We start from the raw sequence: 15,711 nt of genomic DNA, 5'->3' as shown, positions 1-15,711 counted from the left end.
AAGCGATGGTGCGTCGTCCCGGAACCGGAAGAGTCCGTGTCGTGCACGCCATGCCCCGGATGACGTGCGCACGCCGCGTTGCGGCAGCCTGTTCGGCACGAGGCTGGCGACTCGCCGGTTCTGACTCGACTCCAAGGGAGTTCTCGTATGGCCGACAACGTGCGTGATCTGCGACCGCCGCGCGTGCCGTGGGATGTCGCCGAGCACGCCCGACCAGGCGTCAGGTTCGTCACTCCGCAGGAGTACTTGGCGGGCCTCCCAGACGCGGTGCGCCGACGGATGGTCAAGAACACGATCGTGGAGGCGCTGGCCGCAGCGGCCGACAGGGACGGCGTGATCCTGGATTTCAGCCCGCCCGAGTTCTTCCGGACCCATGTTGCGGGCGTCCTGAACCGGGACCTGGAGGACGACGAGGAAGCCGCGCCGCTGGTCTACGACCAGTTCACCGCGTTGACCGTCATCGACTGCATGACCGAGCTAACGGTCGAAGACGGCCTGCTCGCCAACCGCGGTAACGGGGATTCGGCTGACTACCGCCTCACGCTGCCCGATCGACTGGTGTGAAAGGAAAGGTCACCGTGACCAACGCCGGGAACCCGGTGCTGGTCACGGTGACCTCGTTGCGCATCGCCGCCCTGACGGCGCCGTGGGAGCCGAGCCCTACACGGCGGGGAACGACACCACCAGGCGGCTATGGCGCTTGTCGATGACGTGCGCGGCCCCGAGCTGCTCATCTGGGGTGCTGGCCGGGTAGGCGGTGATGACCGGGTCGGTCGTCCGCGCGGCGCCCCAGGCCCGGATCTGGCCGGACAACCGCTCGGCCAGCTCGGCGCCGGCGGGGCCGTGACCGATCGCGCCCAGCTCCGAGCGGCGCTCTCCGCCGTCCTCGAGACGACGGAAGGTGAAGTAGGCCAGCGAGTCGCCCTCGACCAGAGCCGGACTGCGGGACGGGATGGCGGGGGTGACCAGCCCGGAGTCGACAGCGGCCCGGTCCGCGGCGATACGGCAGGTCCCCGGTTCGGCGCCGGTCATGCGCAGCCAGACCCCGTCGAACGGCTCGGTGCTGCCGACGGCCACCCCGGACCACACCGACGTCTTCGGCCGGGTGAGCACACCGGTCAACGCGTCGAGCGTGAGGTCCTGGTCGCCGTCCCAGTACAGGGTGACCAAGGCGTCCGCGTCGAGATGTCCGGACAGCTCGCTGTCCTGGCCGATCATCGGCACAAACCCGCACAGCTGCACCGAATCCGACCGCAGCCGGTCGCCCTCGCGAACGAACGCGACGCTGCGCGTCTGACCCCGCCACCTCAGCGGCACCACCAGCCGGCCGCCGGGCGCGAGCTGGTTCCACCACGCGGGCGGGAGGTCGAACGCGCCGACAGTGAGAATGATCCTGTCGAAGGGGGCGTGTTCGGCCGCGCCGAGCGACCCGTCCCGAGTGATCACCTGTACCTGGGGGAATCCGTTCTCGTCCAACGCTTCCCGGGCTCCAGCGGTCACCTCCGCGTCGATGTCGACGGTGGTGACCTGTCCGGTCGGGCCGGTCAGCCGGGCCAGCAGAGCGGCGTTGTAGCCAGTTCCGGCGCCGATCTCCAAGACCCGGTTGCCGGGCTGGACGTCGAGCTGGTCGAGCTGCATAGCGACGACGGTGGGTACCGACGCGCAGCTCAGCGCGGAGCCGTCTCCGGCACGTTTGGTGATCACTGCGATGTTGGCGTAGGCGTCCTCGACGGTGGCGGCTGGAACGAAGCGGTGGCGCGGAACCTCAAGCAGCACCTGTTCCACGGCGCCACGGCGAGCGTGACCGGCGTGCTTGATGTGCTCGACCATGGACGCGCGCAGCGCCTCGGGTGGGGTGTCGGTGGCGGTGTTGTTCATCGTGTCCTTCCATGCGGCGGGCGGATGGTATCCGGTGGGGTCAGTGGCGTTCAGTGGGTTCGGCGGGTGTCAGCCCTCCAGCAGCAGGCAGGCATCCCATCGGGTGACGGGTGCGGTGTTCGTGGCTTGGGCCAGCTGCACCAGCTGTATTCCAGCGTGGCCTTCCAGCAGCCCCGGATCGGCCGGCTGCCCGCATCGGTGCAGGTGGTCGCGGAGGCGGGCGTCCAGGCCGGGCAGGGCCTGGGGCAGGTCGCTGTCCTCGGTGGCGTCGGCGGCAGCCCGGCGCACGGTGTGCACGAGCCCGGCCCAGCCGTGGCACACCGACGCGTCCCGCAGAAGGGCCAGCTGGCCTTCGTCGCGGACGCATCGGGCGAGGGCGGTCTCGGCGGCGCGCTGCCGCCGGGTGTCGGCCAGGGCCAGCGCGGCGAGCTGCTGGGCACGGGCGAGGCCAGGGGTGCCGTAGCACCAGGACGGCCGCTGCGGGCCGGGCTGGCGGACGGTCCTGGTGCGCCATTCCGAGTAGGAGATCGTGCCGGGCCACCACACCTCGCTGCCTGCGCCGCAGCGCCAGCTGTCCAGCCAGGTGGCGATCCGTTCGATCGCGTCGGCGTGGCCGGGCACGGTGGTGCCGCGCCTCATCGCCGTTGCCAGCAGCGCCAACGGACCGGCGATGCCGTGGGCAAGGCCCAGATTCCCGTGTCCGCCGCGCCAGGGGTTCGTGCTCTGGCCGCGTGGCCCGGTCGGACACCACCAGCCCGGCAGCAGGTCGCCGTCGTGGCGGATCGGTTCGGTCAGCCGCACGAGGTAGGCCAGCACCTGCTCCGCCAGGTCGCTGCGGCCGTGGCGGTGCAGCAGCGCCGCGCCGATCCCGGTCAGGCCGCTGATCAGGTCGAATTCGCGCAGGAGCGGCAGCTCGGCACGGTCGATGCGCTCGTGAGCGCGCGCCAGCCGATGCCGGGTGAGCGTGGCGATGTGTCGATCGAGGGTGCCCAGCGACGCGGCGACGCCGTCGTGTCCTGCCGCGTGCAGTGTGAAGGCGACGGCGGGAACCCCGCGGTAGAGCCCGGCCGCGTCGGGCTTGGCCGTCACCGGGCCACGGGTCATCGCGGCGACCCACTGGCGGGCGCTGTCCCACGAGGCGGCGCCGCTACGGGCGTTCTCCAGGTGCAGCAACGCGATTCCGGGAGCGCCGGTGGCCAGGGATTGACTCCACCCCGGCTCGGGTTCCTCGGTCGGCGGGAGCATCGACTGGATCGGTGTCATCGGCGTGCTTCCTGGTGCTTGGTCTGCCAGGCGAGTGCCGCGTGCCGGGCCAGGCGGCGGCAGGTGTTCTCTCCGTCGCGGTCGATGCCCGCGGCCCGGTTGTGATGCATGTGCAGCAACGACTCCAGCGCCGCGTCGAGGTCGGCATCCGCGCCGAGGCGGGTGCGGTAGTCGGCCAGCGCGGCGGCGCGGGCCCGCCACGGCCCGGCGACCCGCTCGGCCCAGCCCGCCACCTCCTCCAGCCCGTCGGTCCGGGCGAGGCGGACCACCTGATCGAGGACGGCGCGATCGGCCGGGGCAGCGTCGGGCGCGGGACGGATACGCAGCCAGTCCATCGCCGCGTTACGGGAGCCGAGGAATCCGGCCACGGTGTCCACCATGCCCAGCGCGACCATCGCGGAGGGGGCGATGACCGCGGCGGGCAGGTGCCGCAGTTGAGCGGACACCACGGCCGAGTCGGCGACGAACACCGCCTCTGCCGCGTTCATGGCCGCGCCGTGCCCGTACCGGCCGGTTTCGGGCAGGTAGGTGCCGATGGTCATCGGTCCGGCGACGCCGTCTCGGCGCAGACGGGCCGCCCAGTCCCCGAGCGCGGCCAGGGCGCGGGCGTAGGAGGCGCGGTCCGGGGTGCGCAGGCGAAGCCGCAGGTGGTCGGTCTGGTGCGGGCTGCGGTAGCGCACGAACCAGAACTCCGGCGTGGGGACGAGTTGGTCGAACAGTACGGGAAGCTGCTCGGTGATGATCTCGTCGATCCGCTCAGGATGGGTGTACAGGGACGCGTGCAGCCACGTGGCGTCGGCCGAGCCAGGCAGCTGCCCGTGGCCGCTGTTGGTCACCACCGGCCGTCCGGCGATCCGCGGGGACGGCGACGCCGGCCGGGTGGTGAACAGCGGGAGGGCGATCTCGTGGACGTGCCCGCCGGCCCAGCCGAACGCGGCAGGATCGGGTGTCTCGGTGAGAACGGCGTGGCCGTGGCGGAACAGGTGGGCGTGCAGGATCGCCTGGTGTGCGGGCTCGGCGAGGTGCAGCGGGAGGGAGCGGTCGGCGTCGCGCAGCTCCACGGTGGACGGGCATCGCCAGCGGTTCGCCCAGCGGGCCAGGGCCGTTATCCAGTCGTGGTGATCGGGGCCGTGTGCGGGCAGGTCGGTGGCATCCAGGCGCCAGCGAGACGGGGACAGGATGGCGCGGCGGTATCGCACCCGGGGAAGGAACGGCAGCCGTTGCGCGGCCGGGCCCCAGTCGAATTGGTGCCAGGTGGCGCCCAGCGCGCGGGAGAGGTGGGCAAGGAAGCGGGCCAGCGGTGGCGGCTGCTTCTCCAGGGCGAGCGCGTGCACGACCTGCGGTTCGAGCACGCGTCGACGCGAGAGGCTGACCAGGTGCAGCCCGGTGCGGGTCGCGGTGACCGCGAGGTCATCCAGGCTGATGACGGTCCGGTCGTCGTGGTGCTCGCCGAGTGCCAGCACGTGCGGCAGGTACGCCGGGACCCGGCAGACGTTCTCTCCGTTGGGGTAGACCGGCGGGAAGGACATCTGCACCGGCAGTGCACCGTCGATGGCGGCGGGCAGCGCCGCGAAGATCTGCGCCAGCCCGGACTCCGGCGCGAGCGTCGTGAAGCGGGACGTGAACGTTCCCGCTGACCGTCCGGCGGCGACGGTCACCGTGTAGTCCCCGCGTTCCAGCGCGTCGACGCTGGTGGCGTGGACGCGGCCGGCGAGTTCCACGTGCGGCGGGATCTGCCGCGTCACGTCTGGGTCGCCGACGGTGAGCGCCTGGATCGTGTCCTCGGTGAGGATGATCTCGCCGCTTCCGTCGGCCAAAGCCGTGAACGCCAGCGCCAGCAGCGTCTCGTCGCGCTCGGAGACGCTGGCATGCGGTTCGGGCAGGACGGTGCCGGGGTAGCCGGCGGGCAGGCCCAGCCCGGCGTCGGGGTCGACGACATCGGCCAGCGGGACCAGCGTGCCGGTGCCGTAACGCTCGCAGAACGCCACATAGAAGTCGCGCCAGTGGGCGTGTCCGGTCGGCTGGCGGGTCAGGCGCACCAGCGCGGTCGCGGCCCACTCCATCTCCCGCGCCACCGCCTCGGGCAGCACCACGTCAGCGTCCAGGCGCAGGTCCAGGCCGAGCGGGGTCCGTCCCGCCGACGACAGCGTCCGCATCCGCCCGGTCAGCTCGGCGCGCAGGCGGCGTTGTTCGGCGCGGTCGGTGCCGGGCTGGTTGTGGCGGCGCACGTCGGCCGCGATGTCCTCCAGCTCCTTGAACGTCGTCGCGACCGACGACACGGTGTCCGCGTCGGCGGCGTGCAGGCGGGTGATCAGGTGGGCCAGCGGATCAGTCACCGTGCAGGGGGCACGGAGTTCGGTGCGCAGAAACCCTTGCCGGACAAGGGAACTGAGCATGGTGCGGATCGTAGTGGGCGCCACGTTCGCGAAGGTGGTGCCGAGTGCCGTGGCCAGTTCGCTGAAGCGCACGGGTGACGCCGCGGCGTCGCGAACGGCGCGCACCGCGCCGGTGTACCGGGCGGTGACCCGGTTCGGGCCGCGCGGCGCTTCCAGTCTCCCGCCGCGGACGGTGGCCAGGTTGGTGAACACCACGTCCAACCGCTCCAGCAGGTCGGGGCATGCTTCGAGGTGGTCGATGAGGTCGGCGATCCATTGGGTGTCGGCACGGGCCGCGGCGCGGTGCTCGTGGCCCCACCGTGGCGCGATGTCCGGGCCGACCGTGACCGGGGCGACTCCGGCGAACAACCCGAACGGGGTGTGGCGGCCGGTGGCGCGCAGCACGTAGCGGAGTGTGGCAATGGTGGCGCGGCGCACCTGCTTGCGCGGCACGAGGTGTTCGCTGAGTACGGCCTCGAGGCGGTTCGCGAGGCCGGGGCTGGCGTGGCGGATCGCGTCGGCGATCTCGGGCCTGGTCCACATCGATGCCAGCCAGGCGCGGGAGTCCTCGGGGTCACCGAGATCAGGCCAGTGCTGCGGATTCGTGCTCAGCGGTGCCGCCGCTGCCCGGAGCAACGCGGCGCCGCGATGACGGTAGAGCGGGGTTGGCATCGAGTCCTCCAGCACTATCCGGCAGTGGTCGGGGACGGGGCCGGGCAGCGGTCGCTGCCCGGCCCCGGGGTCAACGGTCAGCTCACGCGTTGCTGGTGCACGACGACGCACAGGTGGGGTCGCATCCGTCGTCGGTGCCGCAGGGCGCGGCCACACCGGGGTCGACGTCGGTCAGGATGGTGAAATCCAGGTCGAACTCCGCGTCGACGGCGGCGGTCGGGGTGGCTGTCGCTGGCATGGTGTTTCCTCCTACGTGGTCGTGTACTGCGGGAATGCACGGCGGTATTCGTTGGCCTGACTTGCCTGCGGCGCGGCGCCGATCGGCCGGTCGCTGTGACCAGCCGTACCACTGCGTGCGCGCAACGTCTCCTCCTTCCTGGACTTGGGGTGGTCATCGGCACGGGCTCGGTGAGCCCGTGGAACCGGGAGGCGGGGAACGCGCGGAGCGGGGGAATCCCGCGGGTTCCCCCGCGCTCTAGGAAGCCGCTGGCGCGCGGGTGCTCGCATGACCAGCGGCGGAGGCGTGTCTGCCGGTCCGGGGCGACGCGGCGTTCTCAGCGGTCAGCAGGTGACGGTGCGCGGTATTCCACACCGAACAGGGATGACTCTGGGGGCGCAGCCAGCGTGAGCAGTGCGGGCAGCGGCCGTGTTCATCAGGTGCGTGCTGGGTCAGCAGCGCCCGAAAAGCCCCCGTCAGCCGGGCGATCTCGGTGTCCGCGAGCGCGGCTTTGCTCTGCTGGTCGCCTTCGTTCGCGAGGTGTTCGAGGTAGTCGAGCCGCCCGAAGACCGCGTCCCGGAGGGTGGAGGTCAGTACTTCATCCATGATCGCGTTCCTCAACTCGGGGACGAGCCGGCTGGCCACTGGGGCGAGTCCGGTGGTGCGGGTGGGGGCCACAGGCGCGGGTGCAGGTCCAACGGCACCAGATCGCCCAGGCGCAGTCGGGCGGTCAGCAACCGCGCCGCCGCGTCATCGAAGTAGGCGCAGGGCCAGAACCGGCCCGCGCAGGTCGGGCAGCTGCCGGGATCGGCGGGTGTGGGCAGGTGCCGGTTCAGGTCGTTGGCTGCCTCGGCGGCCCGCCCCAGCGGGCTCTCCGCCGCGACGATCACGCCGACAGGCGTGCGGATGTCCCCCTCCATCGGTTCACGCGATCCCGGCCGGTCCGGCGGGTGTCTGGAAGACCGGCAGCTGGCGGCGTCCGAGTAGCAGGTCGGTGACCAGGTCGTCGTAGGCGCGGCCCAGCTCACCGAGCTGCCGGGCGGCCAGTCGCACCTGCGGGTGGACGGCGCCGTGTCCGGCGTCGGCGAGCAGCTGGCCGCGCATCCACACGATGACCAGCCGGCCGATGAGCTGGCCGAGGGATTCGGTGTGCAGGACCCCGGTGCGGTGTTCGGGCAGCTCGGCCGTGGCCCACCGGTCGATCCGGTCGATCAGCACCGCGCACGCGGTGTCGCGGTCCAGCTCGGCCCGGATCGCCGTGGCCACTGCGTGCTCGCCGGCGTCCGGGTCGCCGACGACCCGGTGGACTTCCGCGCGCTTCCGGTGCTCGGCAGCCAGGGCGGACGCGGCAGCCAGCACCGGGTGCTGGTAGCCGCCGTGCGGAGTGGTGGTGAACGCACGGACCATGGCGGCGGCGCGCGGCGGAGCGGGCGCGCTGCCTGCCGACGTGGTCATGGGGGCGGAAGTCACGAGAGTCACGAGGCCGATCCAGTCGGCCCGTCGGTAGCGGGAACGGGACGGCCCGCCATCTCCCACAGGGTGAAGTGCACGACGATGCGGTCCCACAGGCCCGGTTCGCCGACCTCGGCGACGTGCATCCGGACGCGGTGCGCCCGGTCGTCCCAACAGGCCAGGACCCGCACGCCCGTCCGGACGGAGATGTCCAGGAACAGGTGCTCGTCGATGCGGCGCTGCAACGGGCGGCGCTGGTGCTCCACAGTCGGCAGGCCGGTGCGCACGATCGCGGCGGCGGCCTGGTGCTCGATACCAGGTACGAAGCACGCGGGGGCAAGCCGGGCGGTCGCCAGTTCGGCGATGAGGTCCGCGCAATGGTCGGTGCGGCGGGTCCCCCGCACGAGGGCGGTGACGAGGCCGGACAGGGACGTCTTCGGCGCGGTCAGGGTCGCGGTCATCGGACGGTCACTCCTTCGCGGTTGATGTCGTCCTGGGCAGGCCGGCCACACCGGCGAGGGCGGGTCGTCCCTGGTGAGACCGCGGCTACCGGGTAGCGTCACACTCCACGGTGAGCCAGGTCATACTGAGCACGCTACATCTGAGCGTGCTCAAAATGTAAGTGCTCCGATTGGATGATCCTGTGGGGATGACCGGACACCGTCTGACGCCGAAAGCCGAGATGGGAGAGGAGGCCGCGGTGGTGGCAGCGCAGAGCCCGACCGCGCTCAAGTGGTGGTTCGCCGTCGAGATGCGGCGGATGCGCGACGGCAAGGGCCTCAGCCGTGAGGACGCCGCGCGGGCGATCAAGGGCAGCGTTCAAGGTGTCGGCCACATCGAGGCGGGCCGGTCGCTGCCGAAACCGCTGGAGCTGGACAAGCTGCTGGAGCTCTACGACCAGAGCGAACGGGCGGAGTTCTTCCAGGACCTGCGCGACCGGGCCAAGCGCGGCAAGGACTGGTGGATCGGCTTCGGCCCGTCGGTGCGCAGCTACTTCAACCTGTTCCTCGGCCTGGAGTCCTCGTCGCCGCAGATCGAGGGCTGGGACGCGCTGGTGCCGCCGGGGCTGTTCCAGACCCCGGACTACGCCGAGGGCGTGATCCGCGCCGGGTACGCCGACGTCCCGGCCGCCGCCGACACGGGCAACGGGATCCGACAGCTGGTCGACCTGCGGATGGCCCGGCAGCGTGAGGTGCTGGAGCGCGAGCACCCGGCGAAGGTGTGGCGGGTGATCGACGAAGCCGCACTGCGCCGCGTCGTCGGCGGCCCGGAGGTGACCAAGGCACAGCTGCACCATCTGGCCGACCTCGCCGAACGGCCGAACGTGGACGTGCAGGTCGTCCCGCTGGACGCGGGCGCGCACACTGGTACCGAGGGCACTTTCACGCTGGTGTCCGCGCCCCCGGAACTGGAGAACTACCCCGGCTGCGTGTACGTGGAGACCCTCGTCAAGGGCTACTACTACGAGGAGCCGGAGGAGATCACCAGGTACCGCAACGCCCTGACCCGGTTGCGGGTCCAGGCCACCAAGCCGGAAGACTCCCCGGCGTTCATCCGTCAGCTAGCAAAGGATCTGTGATCACCATGAGGTACGAGGACGCCGTCTCCGCCCTCGCCGCCGCGACCAACTGGCACAAGGCCAGCTTCAGCCAGGGTGGAGAGAACGGCTGCGTCGAGGTCGGCTCCGTGCCCGGCCTGATCGGTGTACGCGACACCAAACTCGGCGCCACGAGCCCGATCCTCGCGTTCACCCCCCACGAATGGGAGAAGTTCCTCGCCGGCGTCCGCAACGGCGAGTTCGACCTCTGACCCAGACACCTTGATACGTAATGATCCCCGGCCACTCACGATGGCCGGGGATCATTACGTTTCCACGGTAGGCCTGCCAGGTCCCGTCCGACCTGGACGAACCCTCCGCGGACCGCCAGCATGGCACCGATGTCAGGAAGAGGGCCAGTCCGCGCCCTCGACGCGGGTGTCGCCGGTTCGGGCGTCGCCGCGACCGATCCTGGTGATATTGCTGGCCGCTTCCAGATCGTCGCGGAGCTGACGGTTCTCGATGGTCAGTCGCATGATGTTCGCGACGGCCAGCTCCAGATGTTCCTTAAGTCTGGCGTTGTCCTGACGCAGCGCGGCGTTCTTCTCCTGGAGCGTGACGTAGCGCTTGGCGTCGGGTGGCCCCTCGACGCCGGGAGTCGGTGTGCGGCGCAGCTCGCTCAGCTCACGAGCGATCTCCGGGAAGTTGCGCCGGAACGTGGTGTTGGACAAGTCAAACCGGCGAGCAACGGCCAGCACACTGGGCCTGTGCCCAGTTTCCTTGGTCTGGGCGATCACCTCCTGCGCGGCCTGGCGAACCTCCTCCTCACCCGGCATATCGGTACGGTGGCTCACTTTTCCTCCTCGCTGATGTGCCGCGCAAGGAACGCGGCGATGTCGGCGCGACGGCCCTGCAACTGGTGCTGCACGAGCGGGGGCAGCAGCGGACGCGAGGCGATCTCATGGCCTATACCGGCCATCTCCTCGCGCAGGCTGCCGATGTTGTCGGCGGTGAGCGCCACGTTGCGGCAGGCCAGCGGTTTACAGTCGCCGAGGTTGGGCCGCAGATGATCGTGGCTGTCACGGCGCTGCTGACACAACGCGGTGGCGTGCTTGTGCACGCAGGTGACGTACTTGCCAGGGTAGATCGCCGGGTCGTCACGCTTCAGGAGCCGGTCGAGGCGCCGCTTGTCGGTAATGACTTGGCCCCGGAATCTGACGCGTTCGCCGAACTCTTCCAGACGGCGTGCGGCCTCGTCCGCGGCCGGGCCAGCCAGGTCTTCATGTTCATGTTGGTCAATCATCGCGAGCAGGTGCTCTCCCCGGGCAAGGGCCTCTTCCGACTCGACCTCCGCCCTGAATCCGGAATCGGAGGTGCCCGCGTACCCCTCGAACATCTGCACGGACAGATGACGGTAGGCGATAGCCCCCGCGATGGCCCCGCCTGGGCGCCTCGCGATGAACCAAGCCAGGGTGCGGCGGAACTGACGAGTGCTCAGCCGCCAAGGCTTCTTGTCGACCATGGGGATGCCGTCGGCGCGGCCGTGGGTGACGCAGTAGTCGTTGACCCACGCGACGAACTCATTGAGTCCCCTGTTGGTGGAACTGTTGGTGAGCGTGGCATCGCCTTTGGCACGTCGTGTGCTGCCACCTGGGCCGTGACCCAACGACGTGAACAGCAGGTCCGTTCCTTCCGGTTGCAGCCGTTCCAGAACCTGGATGGCGCGGACAGCCGGCGCGCCGACAACCCACGTCGCCTCGACCCCGTACGGGTCGTCCTCGCCCTTGAACGCCAGGCTGACGACGTTCCAGCGGTAGGTTCGGCCCTGCTCATCGCGCTCGGCCCGCACACACCCGCGGCGCAGATGCTTGACCTCGCTGTCACGCATGCCGGACAGAAACAAAACCACGATGGCGGCCGCTGTCTGCAACATCCGGGCCAGGCAGGCCAACCCGGCTTCGGTGTGGTCGGTGGTAATCCCGTCGATCCAGCGCTGGCCGTCGAGGCTGCCGCCGACCTGGACATCGAGATAGGTGTGAGCGCTCACCCCAACCACGGCGATCGCCGCGTCGATCTCGGGCCGGAGCCGTTCACACACCGTGCGATCGCAGCCTGCCTCCTTGGCCAACTGCAGGATATTGACCTTGCCCGCATAGCCGGGCAAAGGGCGTCCACGCGCGAGGTAATCGCCCAGGCGACTACGCAGCTTCTCCGCAGCGCCGCGATTGACGCCAAGTCCTGGACGACGGGCGGGATCACGCAGTGCCCACCACTGGTTGCTGGCGGCCAGGATGTCCTCGCTGAAGTCATCGATGAACCGCAGCGCCCACACCAGAAGAGGTCCGTGCACAAGTTCGGGGATCCGGTCGGTGGCGTTCTCGGGGGCCGCGCGCCGCTTGGCAGGCTCGCCCCAGCCATCGACGTTCACCGGGTCGAATGGCAACCGATCGACTGTGAGAACAGTCCGGTACCGCCAGAAGTAGCGAACCGTTCCGCGGATACTGGTGCGATGCTCGGCGCTGCGCGTCACCTTGCTGAAGTGACGTTGAAAGGCCAGCAGGTCTTGCCCAACGCATTCCGCCAGTGTGGGGTTCACCGGCCGTCCACTCGGTGGGCGGCGAGTATCCAGCCAGTCCAGAAAGGTCTTGACCTGGCTGAACCTCGTACGGATGGAGGCCATCTTCGGCCTCGGCTCGCCGGGAGGCAGCGGGCCTGACAGCATCGCGTAGCAGAGTTCTTTGGCGACCAGCCGGTACTGGACGGGGATGGACTCGAAGTTCAGCATCCAAGATCGTGTCTGGCTCTGCATGACCGCCGCGTCCAGCAGCCACTTGTCATCGCCGAACCGCGATGTCTGATCCAGCACCGCACCCGACCTCAGCGGGCGCGCGTGAAGCACGAACTGGTCGGACAACGGATGCGGTGCGGCTAGGCCGGTGGGGACAGTCACGGACGCTCCCAAGGATTCTCGATGACGTCGAGCAGGGCATCGTCGGGTTTGACAGCTTCGGCCTGCTGAACCTCCGCGGGGCTGAACTTGGTCACCACGTCTTTCCGGATCGCCGCCCACGCCATGCCGTAGCGTCCCCACCACTCAGCCTCAGACAACTGCTGCCGACGTTCGGCCAGCGCGTCGAGGAGGCTGAGCAGCCGGGGCAGGTCGTTGCGAGTGACCAGGCAGTTGCCGCATTGGAAGCAATCCAGGAAGCTCGCACGGCACACCATGCCGGTGGCGGGATGGTGGTCATGGTCGACACATTCGGTCCACGCGGTGTCCAACTCCCCCTCAGCGGCTTTGCGGGCGGTGTCCGCGTCCAGACCTGCCTGCTCAAGATGCTGCGCATCCGCCGGTCCCGAAACCACCCGCAGGCTGCCGCCCGCGTCCTGTAAGGCACGCCGATGGGCGGACACCGCGGACTGCTCGGCATCGGCCACGGCGTCGCCGACCACTTCGTGAGCCCAGTCGACGACCGTCGGGTCACCGCGCAGATAGTTGCGGAACAGCACCGGAAAGGTGTTCGAGCGGGCTGCCGAAGGCAAATGTCCGCCCATCTGCCGGGTACGGCGGACATCGGCACTGGTCTTGAGCCGGTTGAACTCCACCAGCAACGGGACAGCCTCCACCGGACCGGCATCCTCACCAGCCGAGTCGGGGCTGGCTGGCGGATCAGCGGTCAGGCCATGACTCGCCGCCCAGTCACTGGCGTAGAGGTTGCGCTCCAGCTTCTCGTCGAACATGCCGTAGTGCTCGCCAGCACTGCCGACGCCGCCGCTTTCAGGGGTGTTGTGGCCGTTGTGCCACACCGACCAGAGCAGCTTGGTTCCGCTGAACCCGCGACTGCGGGCGCTCAGCTCATGGGCAAGCAGGTAGAGCCCGCCAGGGGTATGCAGCTCCCGGCCAGGTTTGCCGATCTCCCATGTCACGGTCTCGTACCAGCGGCGCGCACCCCGGCGGCGTTTGACGATCCGGAGCTCGACCGCGTGATCCTCCAAGATCCGATGCTGCGTCGGCAGCTCCTTGATGGTCTCGACGTTGCGCTCGGTCACCGCGACGAACAGCACCAGAAACGGTGTCACGTCGCCCCGGGTAATGAACAACTGCCCGGCCAGCGCAAGCCGCTTACGCAGCCAGTCATGACGCCTCACGACCGGCACCTGGCCTGTCCTCGCCATATCTTCCAACCCGGCGGCGCGTTCCAGCTCTGCCTCGTCCAGTCCGTCCGGATCTTCCTGGTAGCGGGCGAGCAACCGCTCTCCAGCGCGAATCCGGTTCCGGATGTTCGCGACATCAGCCCTGGCCGCACTGACCATCTGGCCGAACTCCCGATCGGAATAACCCGGCTTCGAGCGTGGCGACCAGTGGTCGGAGCGCTGGGCGAGATGATCGAGAACTTCCGGGCGTACCTGCCCGGACAGCGGCTGCATGTCGAGCACCGCCCTGAACTGGCCAAGATCCTTCGCGCCCGCCCTCTCGCTGGACGACGTTGAGCGGAAGCGTTGGAACGCCTTCAGGTGCGCGACCGTCAGCTCGGGCGGGCTCTCCGGTGGATCAGGCAAGGTGTGCAGGAATCTCACCACTCGGCCGACAGCGCCCCAGACTCCACCGACGGACGAATACGTTCGCCGGTAGCCGCTCGGACCGACGTACACGGCCAGGGCCACCGCCAACGGCCGGTGCCAGCCCGGCAACGGCAACCGGTCCACCCGCAAGATCCTTTTGCGGCCGTCCTCACCCTCGAAGCGCACCACGAAACCCTCGTACTCGGCGGTGTCCTCGACCACCGGCGAAGCCTCGTAGCGGCCGTCGGGCAGCGCAGCGGGCCGTCCAGTACGCGTACTCCCCCTCCCGGACCTCATCACGCCTCCTCCGAGTCAGCGAGATCGTCATCGGTGTACAGCGGCGTGTCCCGAGGGTCTTCCCACGCCTCCGACACCAGCGCCATACGCGTTTCCATCGCCAACTCGGCCAGGTTGTGCTGGTAGATCTGCGTGGTGACGACCGACCGGTGACCTAACCGGCGGCGTACCCAGTCCAGCGGGTCTCCGAAGACCCGGATCCAGTGCTCACGCTGCTTGGGATTCATCTTGGCGAGGTTGGCGATGTGGCCACGCTGCAGCTGTTCCAGGGTGATCACCGCGTACGAGTGCCGCAGCATGTGGGCGTGCGCCGCAAGCGCCACCCCGTGTTTCCGGCAGCGGGCATTGGCCTGACTGAACAAGTCCTGCCAGCTCGACCTCGCCATCGGCATGCCGTACTCGGACAGCCAGAACACCGCCGGTTCCAGTCCATCCGGGCCATCGATGAGCAGGCTGCGCCGCTCGTCAGGGTCAAGCTGACTGACTTTGACCATGCTGCCCCCCGGCTGTCGCGCTTTCGGGCTAGCCGGGTCTTCGACCACAAACGGACAGCGCATCCGCCGGTACCGGCCAGCGGCTCGGGCGTCCTCGATGACTTCAGCCCGGTCGATTTCGCTGTAAGCAGCCAAGTCCCTGCGCACCGAGGCGGGCACGTAGACCCAGCGGGCAGAGCCACCCTTGGCGATCTTCGGTGGCAGCCAAAACCGCTGATACCCACCGATATTGAGGTCCAAGGGAACCTCGAAGACCGTCAACGCCGACTGCTCCGACAGCCGAAGACCCGTGCGCACCATCAGGTCGCAGAAGCTGGCGTTACGCGCGCCCCAACGCCCCCGGAACACCGGATCAGGCATGCCTTCCGGGGTGTACCCCCGCATTCCGACATCCCGCCACCGCCGGTAGGACTTGGCCGGAAGCCACTCGATCTTCTCCGTGCTGGCTCCGTGACTAGTCGTGGCCGGTGTCTCGCCAACCTCACTGCCGCGCCCACGAGCACCGGCCTCGACCGGCCGGAGACGGTAGTGCCTTTGCGGGATCGGGTTGACCCCAACGTTCTTCGCCGCAAGCTGCCACTTGTAGAACCTGTTAACGGCGGCGACTTCGCGGTCCCACGTGGCATCCTCGACCTTGGGACCTTGCGAATCTCGCCGCCGCCACACCAGATAGGCAAGGTGATCGGCCTCCGTCGCGTCCCTCCAGGACTTCTCACCGCGGGCCCGCCACAAAAAGTTCAAAAAGGCCGCTAGATCGCGCGCATAGCCGTTGCTGGTGTTCTTCGGCGCATCCTGCATGACATAAGAGCGGAAGAAGGCGTTGAGGTCGACGTCATACTCGAACGTCGGCGAAATCAGGTACGGCGTACCAACGACGAGATCACTGTCCCGTAGCCAGCCCTCCCAGTCCTCCGGCAGCGCCGAGACGAACGGAAGCACAGCTCCCACCACGGGCAGATCATCCTG

15 protein-coding genes are annotated in these 15,711 nt (G+C 69.3%); 3 read left to right on the top strand and 12 right to left on the bottom strand.

Features of this window, described 5'->3' with window-relative positions; translation table 11 throughout:
• The first annotated feature begins 147 nt into the window (after window positions 1-147).
• Window positions 148-564 (top strand): hypothetical protein, encoded by a 417-nt coding sequence (locus tag ACLJO0_RS21050; protein ID WP_410580156.1) that lies wholly within the window; start codon window positions 148-150, stop codon window positions 562-564.
• Window positions 565-660: 96 nt separating this feature from the next.
• Here the strand turns inward: ACLJO0_RS21050 and fxlM are convergent, their stop codons facing one another.
• The 8 genes from fxlM to ACLJO0_RS21010 all read right to left on the bottom strand — a co-directional run bounded on the left by fxlM (window position 661) and on the right by ACLJO0_RS21010 (window position 8,318).
• Entirely contained in the window at window positions 661-1,878 is a 1,218-nt protein-coding gene (fxlM, locus tag ACLJO0_RS21045) for a methyltransferase, FxLD system (protein WP_410580155.1), read from the bottom strand.
• A gap of 69 nt (window positions 1,879-1,947) precedes the next feature.
• Entirely contained in the window at window positions 1,948-3,141 is a 1,194-nt protein-coding gene (locus ACLJO0_RS21040) for a lanthionine synthetase C family protein (protein WP_410580154.1), read from the bottom strand.
• On the bottom strand, window positions 3,138-6,188 hold the full coding sequence (locus ACLJO0_RS21035) for a lantibiotic dehydratase (protein WP_410580153.1): 3,051 nt from the start codon (window positions 6,186-6,188) through the stop codon (window positions 3,138-3,140). The genes ACLJO0_RS21040 and ACLJO0_RS21035 overlap by 4 nt, the downstream gene beginning before the upstream one ends.
• 82 nt (window positions 6,189-6,270) lie before the next feature.
• Window positions 6,271-6,426, bottom strand: a complete 156-nt coding sequence (locus ACLJO0_RS21030; RefSeq protein WP_410580152.1) for an FxLD family lanthipeptide — start codon at window positions 6,424-6,426, stop codon at window positions 6,271-6,273.
• 237 nt (window positions 6,427-6,663) lie between these two features.
• Window positions 6,664-7,011, bottom strand: coding sequence for a hypothetical protein (locus tag ACLJO0_RS21025; RefSeq protein ID WP_410580151.1), 348 nt, complete (start codon window positions 7,009-7,011; stop codon window positions 6,664-6,666).
• Between the two features lie 11 nt (window positions 7,012-7,022).
• A complete protein-coding gene (locus tag ACLJO0_RS21020; RefSeq protein WP_410580150.1) occupies window positions 7,023-7,325 on the bottom strand; it encodes a hypothetical protein in 303 nt (100 codons plus the stop codon).
• A gap of 4 nt (window positions 7,326-7,329) precedes the next feature.
• Window positions 7,330-7,860 (bottom strand): DUF4254 domain-containing protein, encoded by a 531-nt coding sequence (locus ACLJO0_RS21015; protein WP_410580149.1) that lies wholly within the window; start codon window positions 7,858-7,860, stop codon window positions 7,330-7,332.
• A 20-nt stretch (window positions 7,861-7,880) separates the two neighbouring features.
• On the bottom strand, window positions 7,881-8,318 hold the full coding sequence (locus tag ACLJO0_RS21010) for a hypothetical protein (RefSeq protein WP_410580148.1): 438 nt from the start codon (window positions 8,316-8,318) through the stop codon (window positions 7,881-7,883).
• Window positions 8,319-8,506: 188 nt separating this feature from the next.
• On the opposite strand from ACLJO0_RS21010, the gene ACLJO0_RS21005 reads away from it, so the two are divergent.
• Together ACLJO0_RS21005 and ACLJO0_RS21000 are read left to right on the top strand one after the other, a co-directional pair.
• On the top strand, window positions 8,507-9,436 hold the full coding sequence (locus ACLJO0_RS21005; RefSeq protein ID WP_410580147.1) for a helix-turn-helix domain-containing protein: 930 nt from the start codon (window positions 8,507-8,509) through the stop codon (window positions 9,434-9,436).
• A gap of 5 nt (window positions 9,437-9,441) precedes the next feature.
• On the top strand, window positions 9,442-9,666 hold the full coding sequence (locus tag ACLJO0_RS21000) for a DUF397 domain-containing protein (RefSeq protein WP_410580146.1): 225 nt from the start codon (window positions 9,442-9,444) through the stop codon (window positions 9,664-9,666).
• A gap of 132 nt (window positions 9,667-9,798) precedes the next feature.
• On the opposite strand, the gene ACLJO0_RS20995 is transcribed toward ACLJO0_RS21000, so the two are convergent.
• The 4 genes from ACLJO0_RS20995 to ACLJO0_RS20980 all read right to left on the bottom strand — a co-directional run bounded on the left by ACLJO0_RS20995 (window position 9,799) and on the right by ACLJO0_RS20980 (window position 15,543).
• Window positions 9,799-10,248 (bottom strand): hypothetical protein, encoded by a 450-nt coding sequence (locus tag ACLJO0_RS20995; RefSeq protein ID WP_410580145.1) that lies wholly within the window; start codon window positions 10,246-10,248, stop codon window positions 9,799-9,801.
• Complete coding sequence (locus ACLJO0_RS20990; RefSeq protein ID WP_410580144.1) at window positions 10,245-12,344, bottom strand: hypothetical protein; 2,100 nt, start codon at window positions 12,342-12,344, stop codon at window positions 10,245-10,247. Before ACLJO0_RS20990 ends, ACLJO0_RS20995 begins: the two co-directional genes overlap by 4 nt.
• Window positions 12,341-14,176: a hypothetical protein gene (locus ACLJO0_RS20985; RefSeq protein ID WP_410580143.1), complete on the bottom strand. Its 1,836-nt coding sequence runs from the start codon at window positions 14,174-14,176 to the stop codon at window positions 12,341-12,343. Before ACLJO0_RS20985 ends, ACLJO0_RS20990 begins: the two co-directional genes overlap by 4 nt.
• 74 nt (window positions 14,177-14,250) lie before the next feature.
• Window positions 14,251-15,543 (bottom strand): tyrosine-type recombinase/integrase, encoded by a 1,293-nt coding sequence (locus ACLJO0_RS20980; RefSeq protein WP_410580327.1) that lies wholly within the window; start codon window positions 15,541-15,543, stop codon window positions 14,251-14,253.
• Between the last annotated feature and the right edge of the window lie 168 nt (window positions 15,544-15,711).

The organism is Amycolatopsis sp. lyj-108, assembly GCF_046549005.1.
Taxonomy (GTDB): domain Bacteria; phylum Actinomycetota; class Actinomycetes; order Mycobacteriales; family Pseudonocardiaceae; genus Amycolatopsis.
Note: the sequence above shows the minus strand (reverse complement) of the source record. Positions and strands in the feature narration are given on the sequence as shown.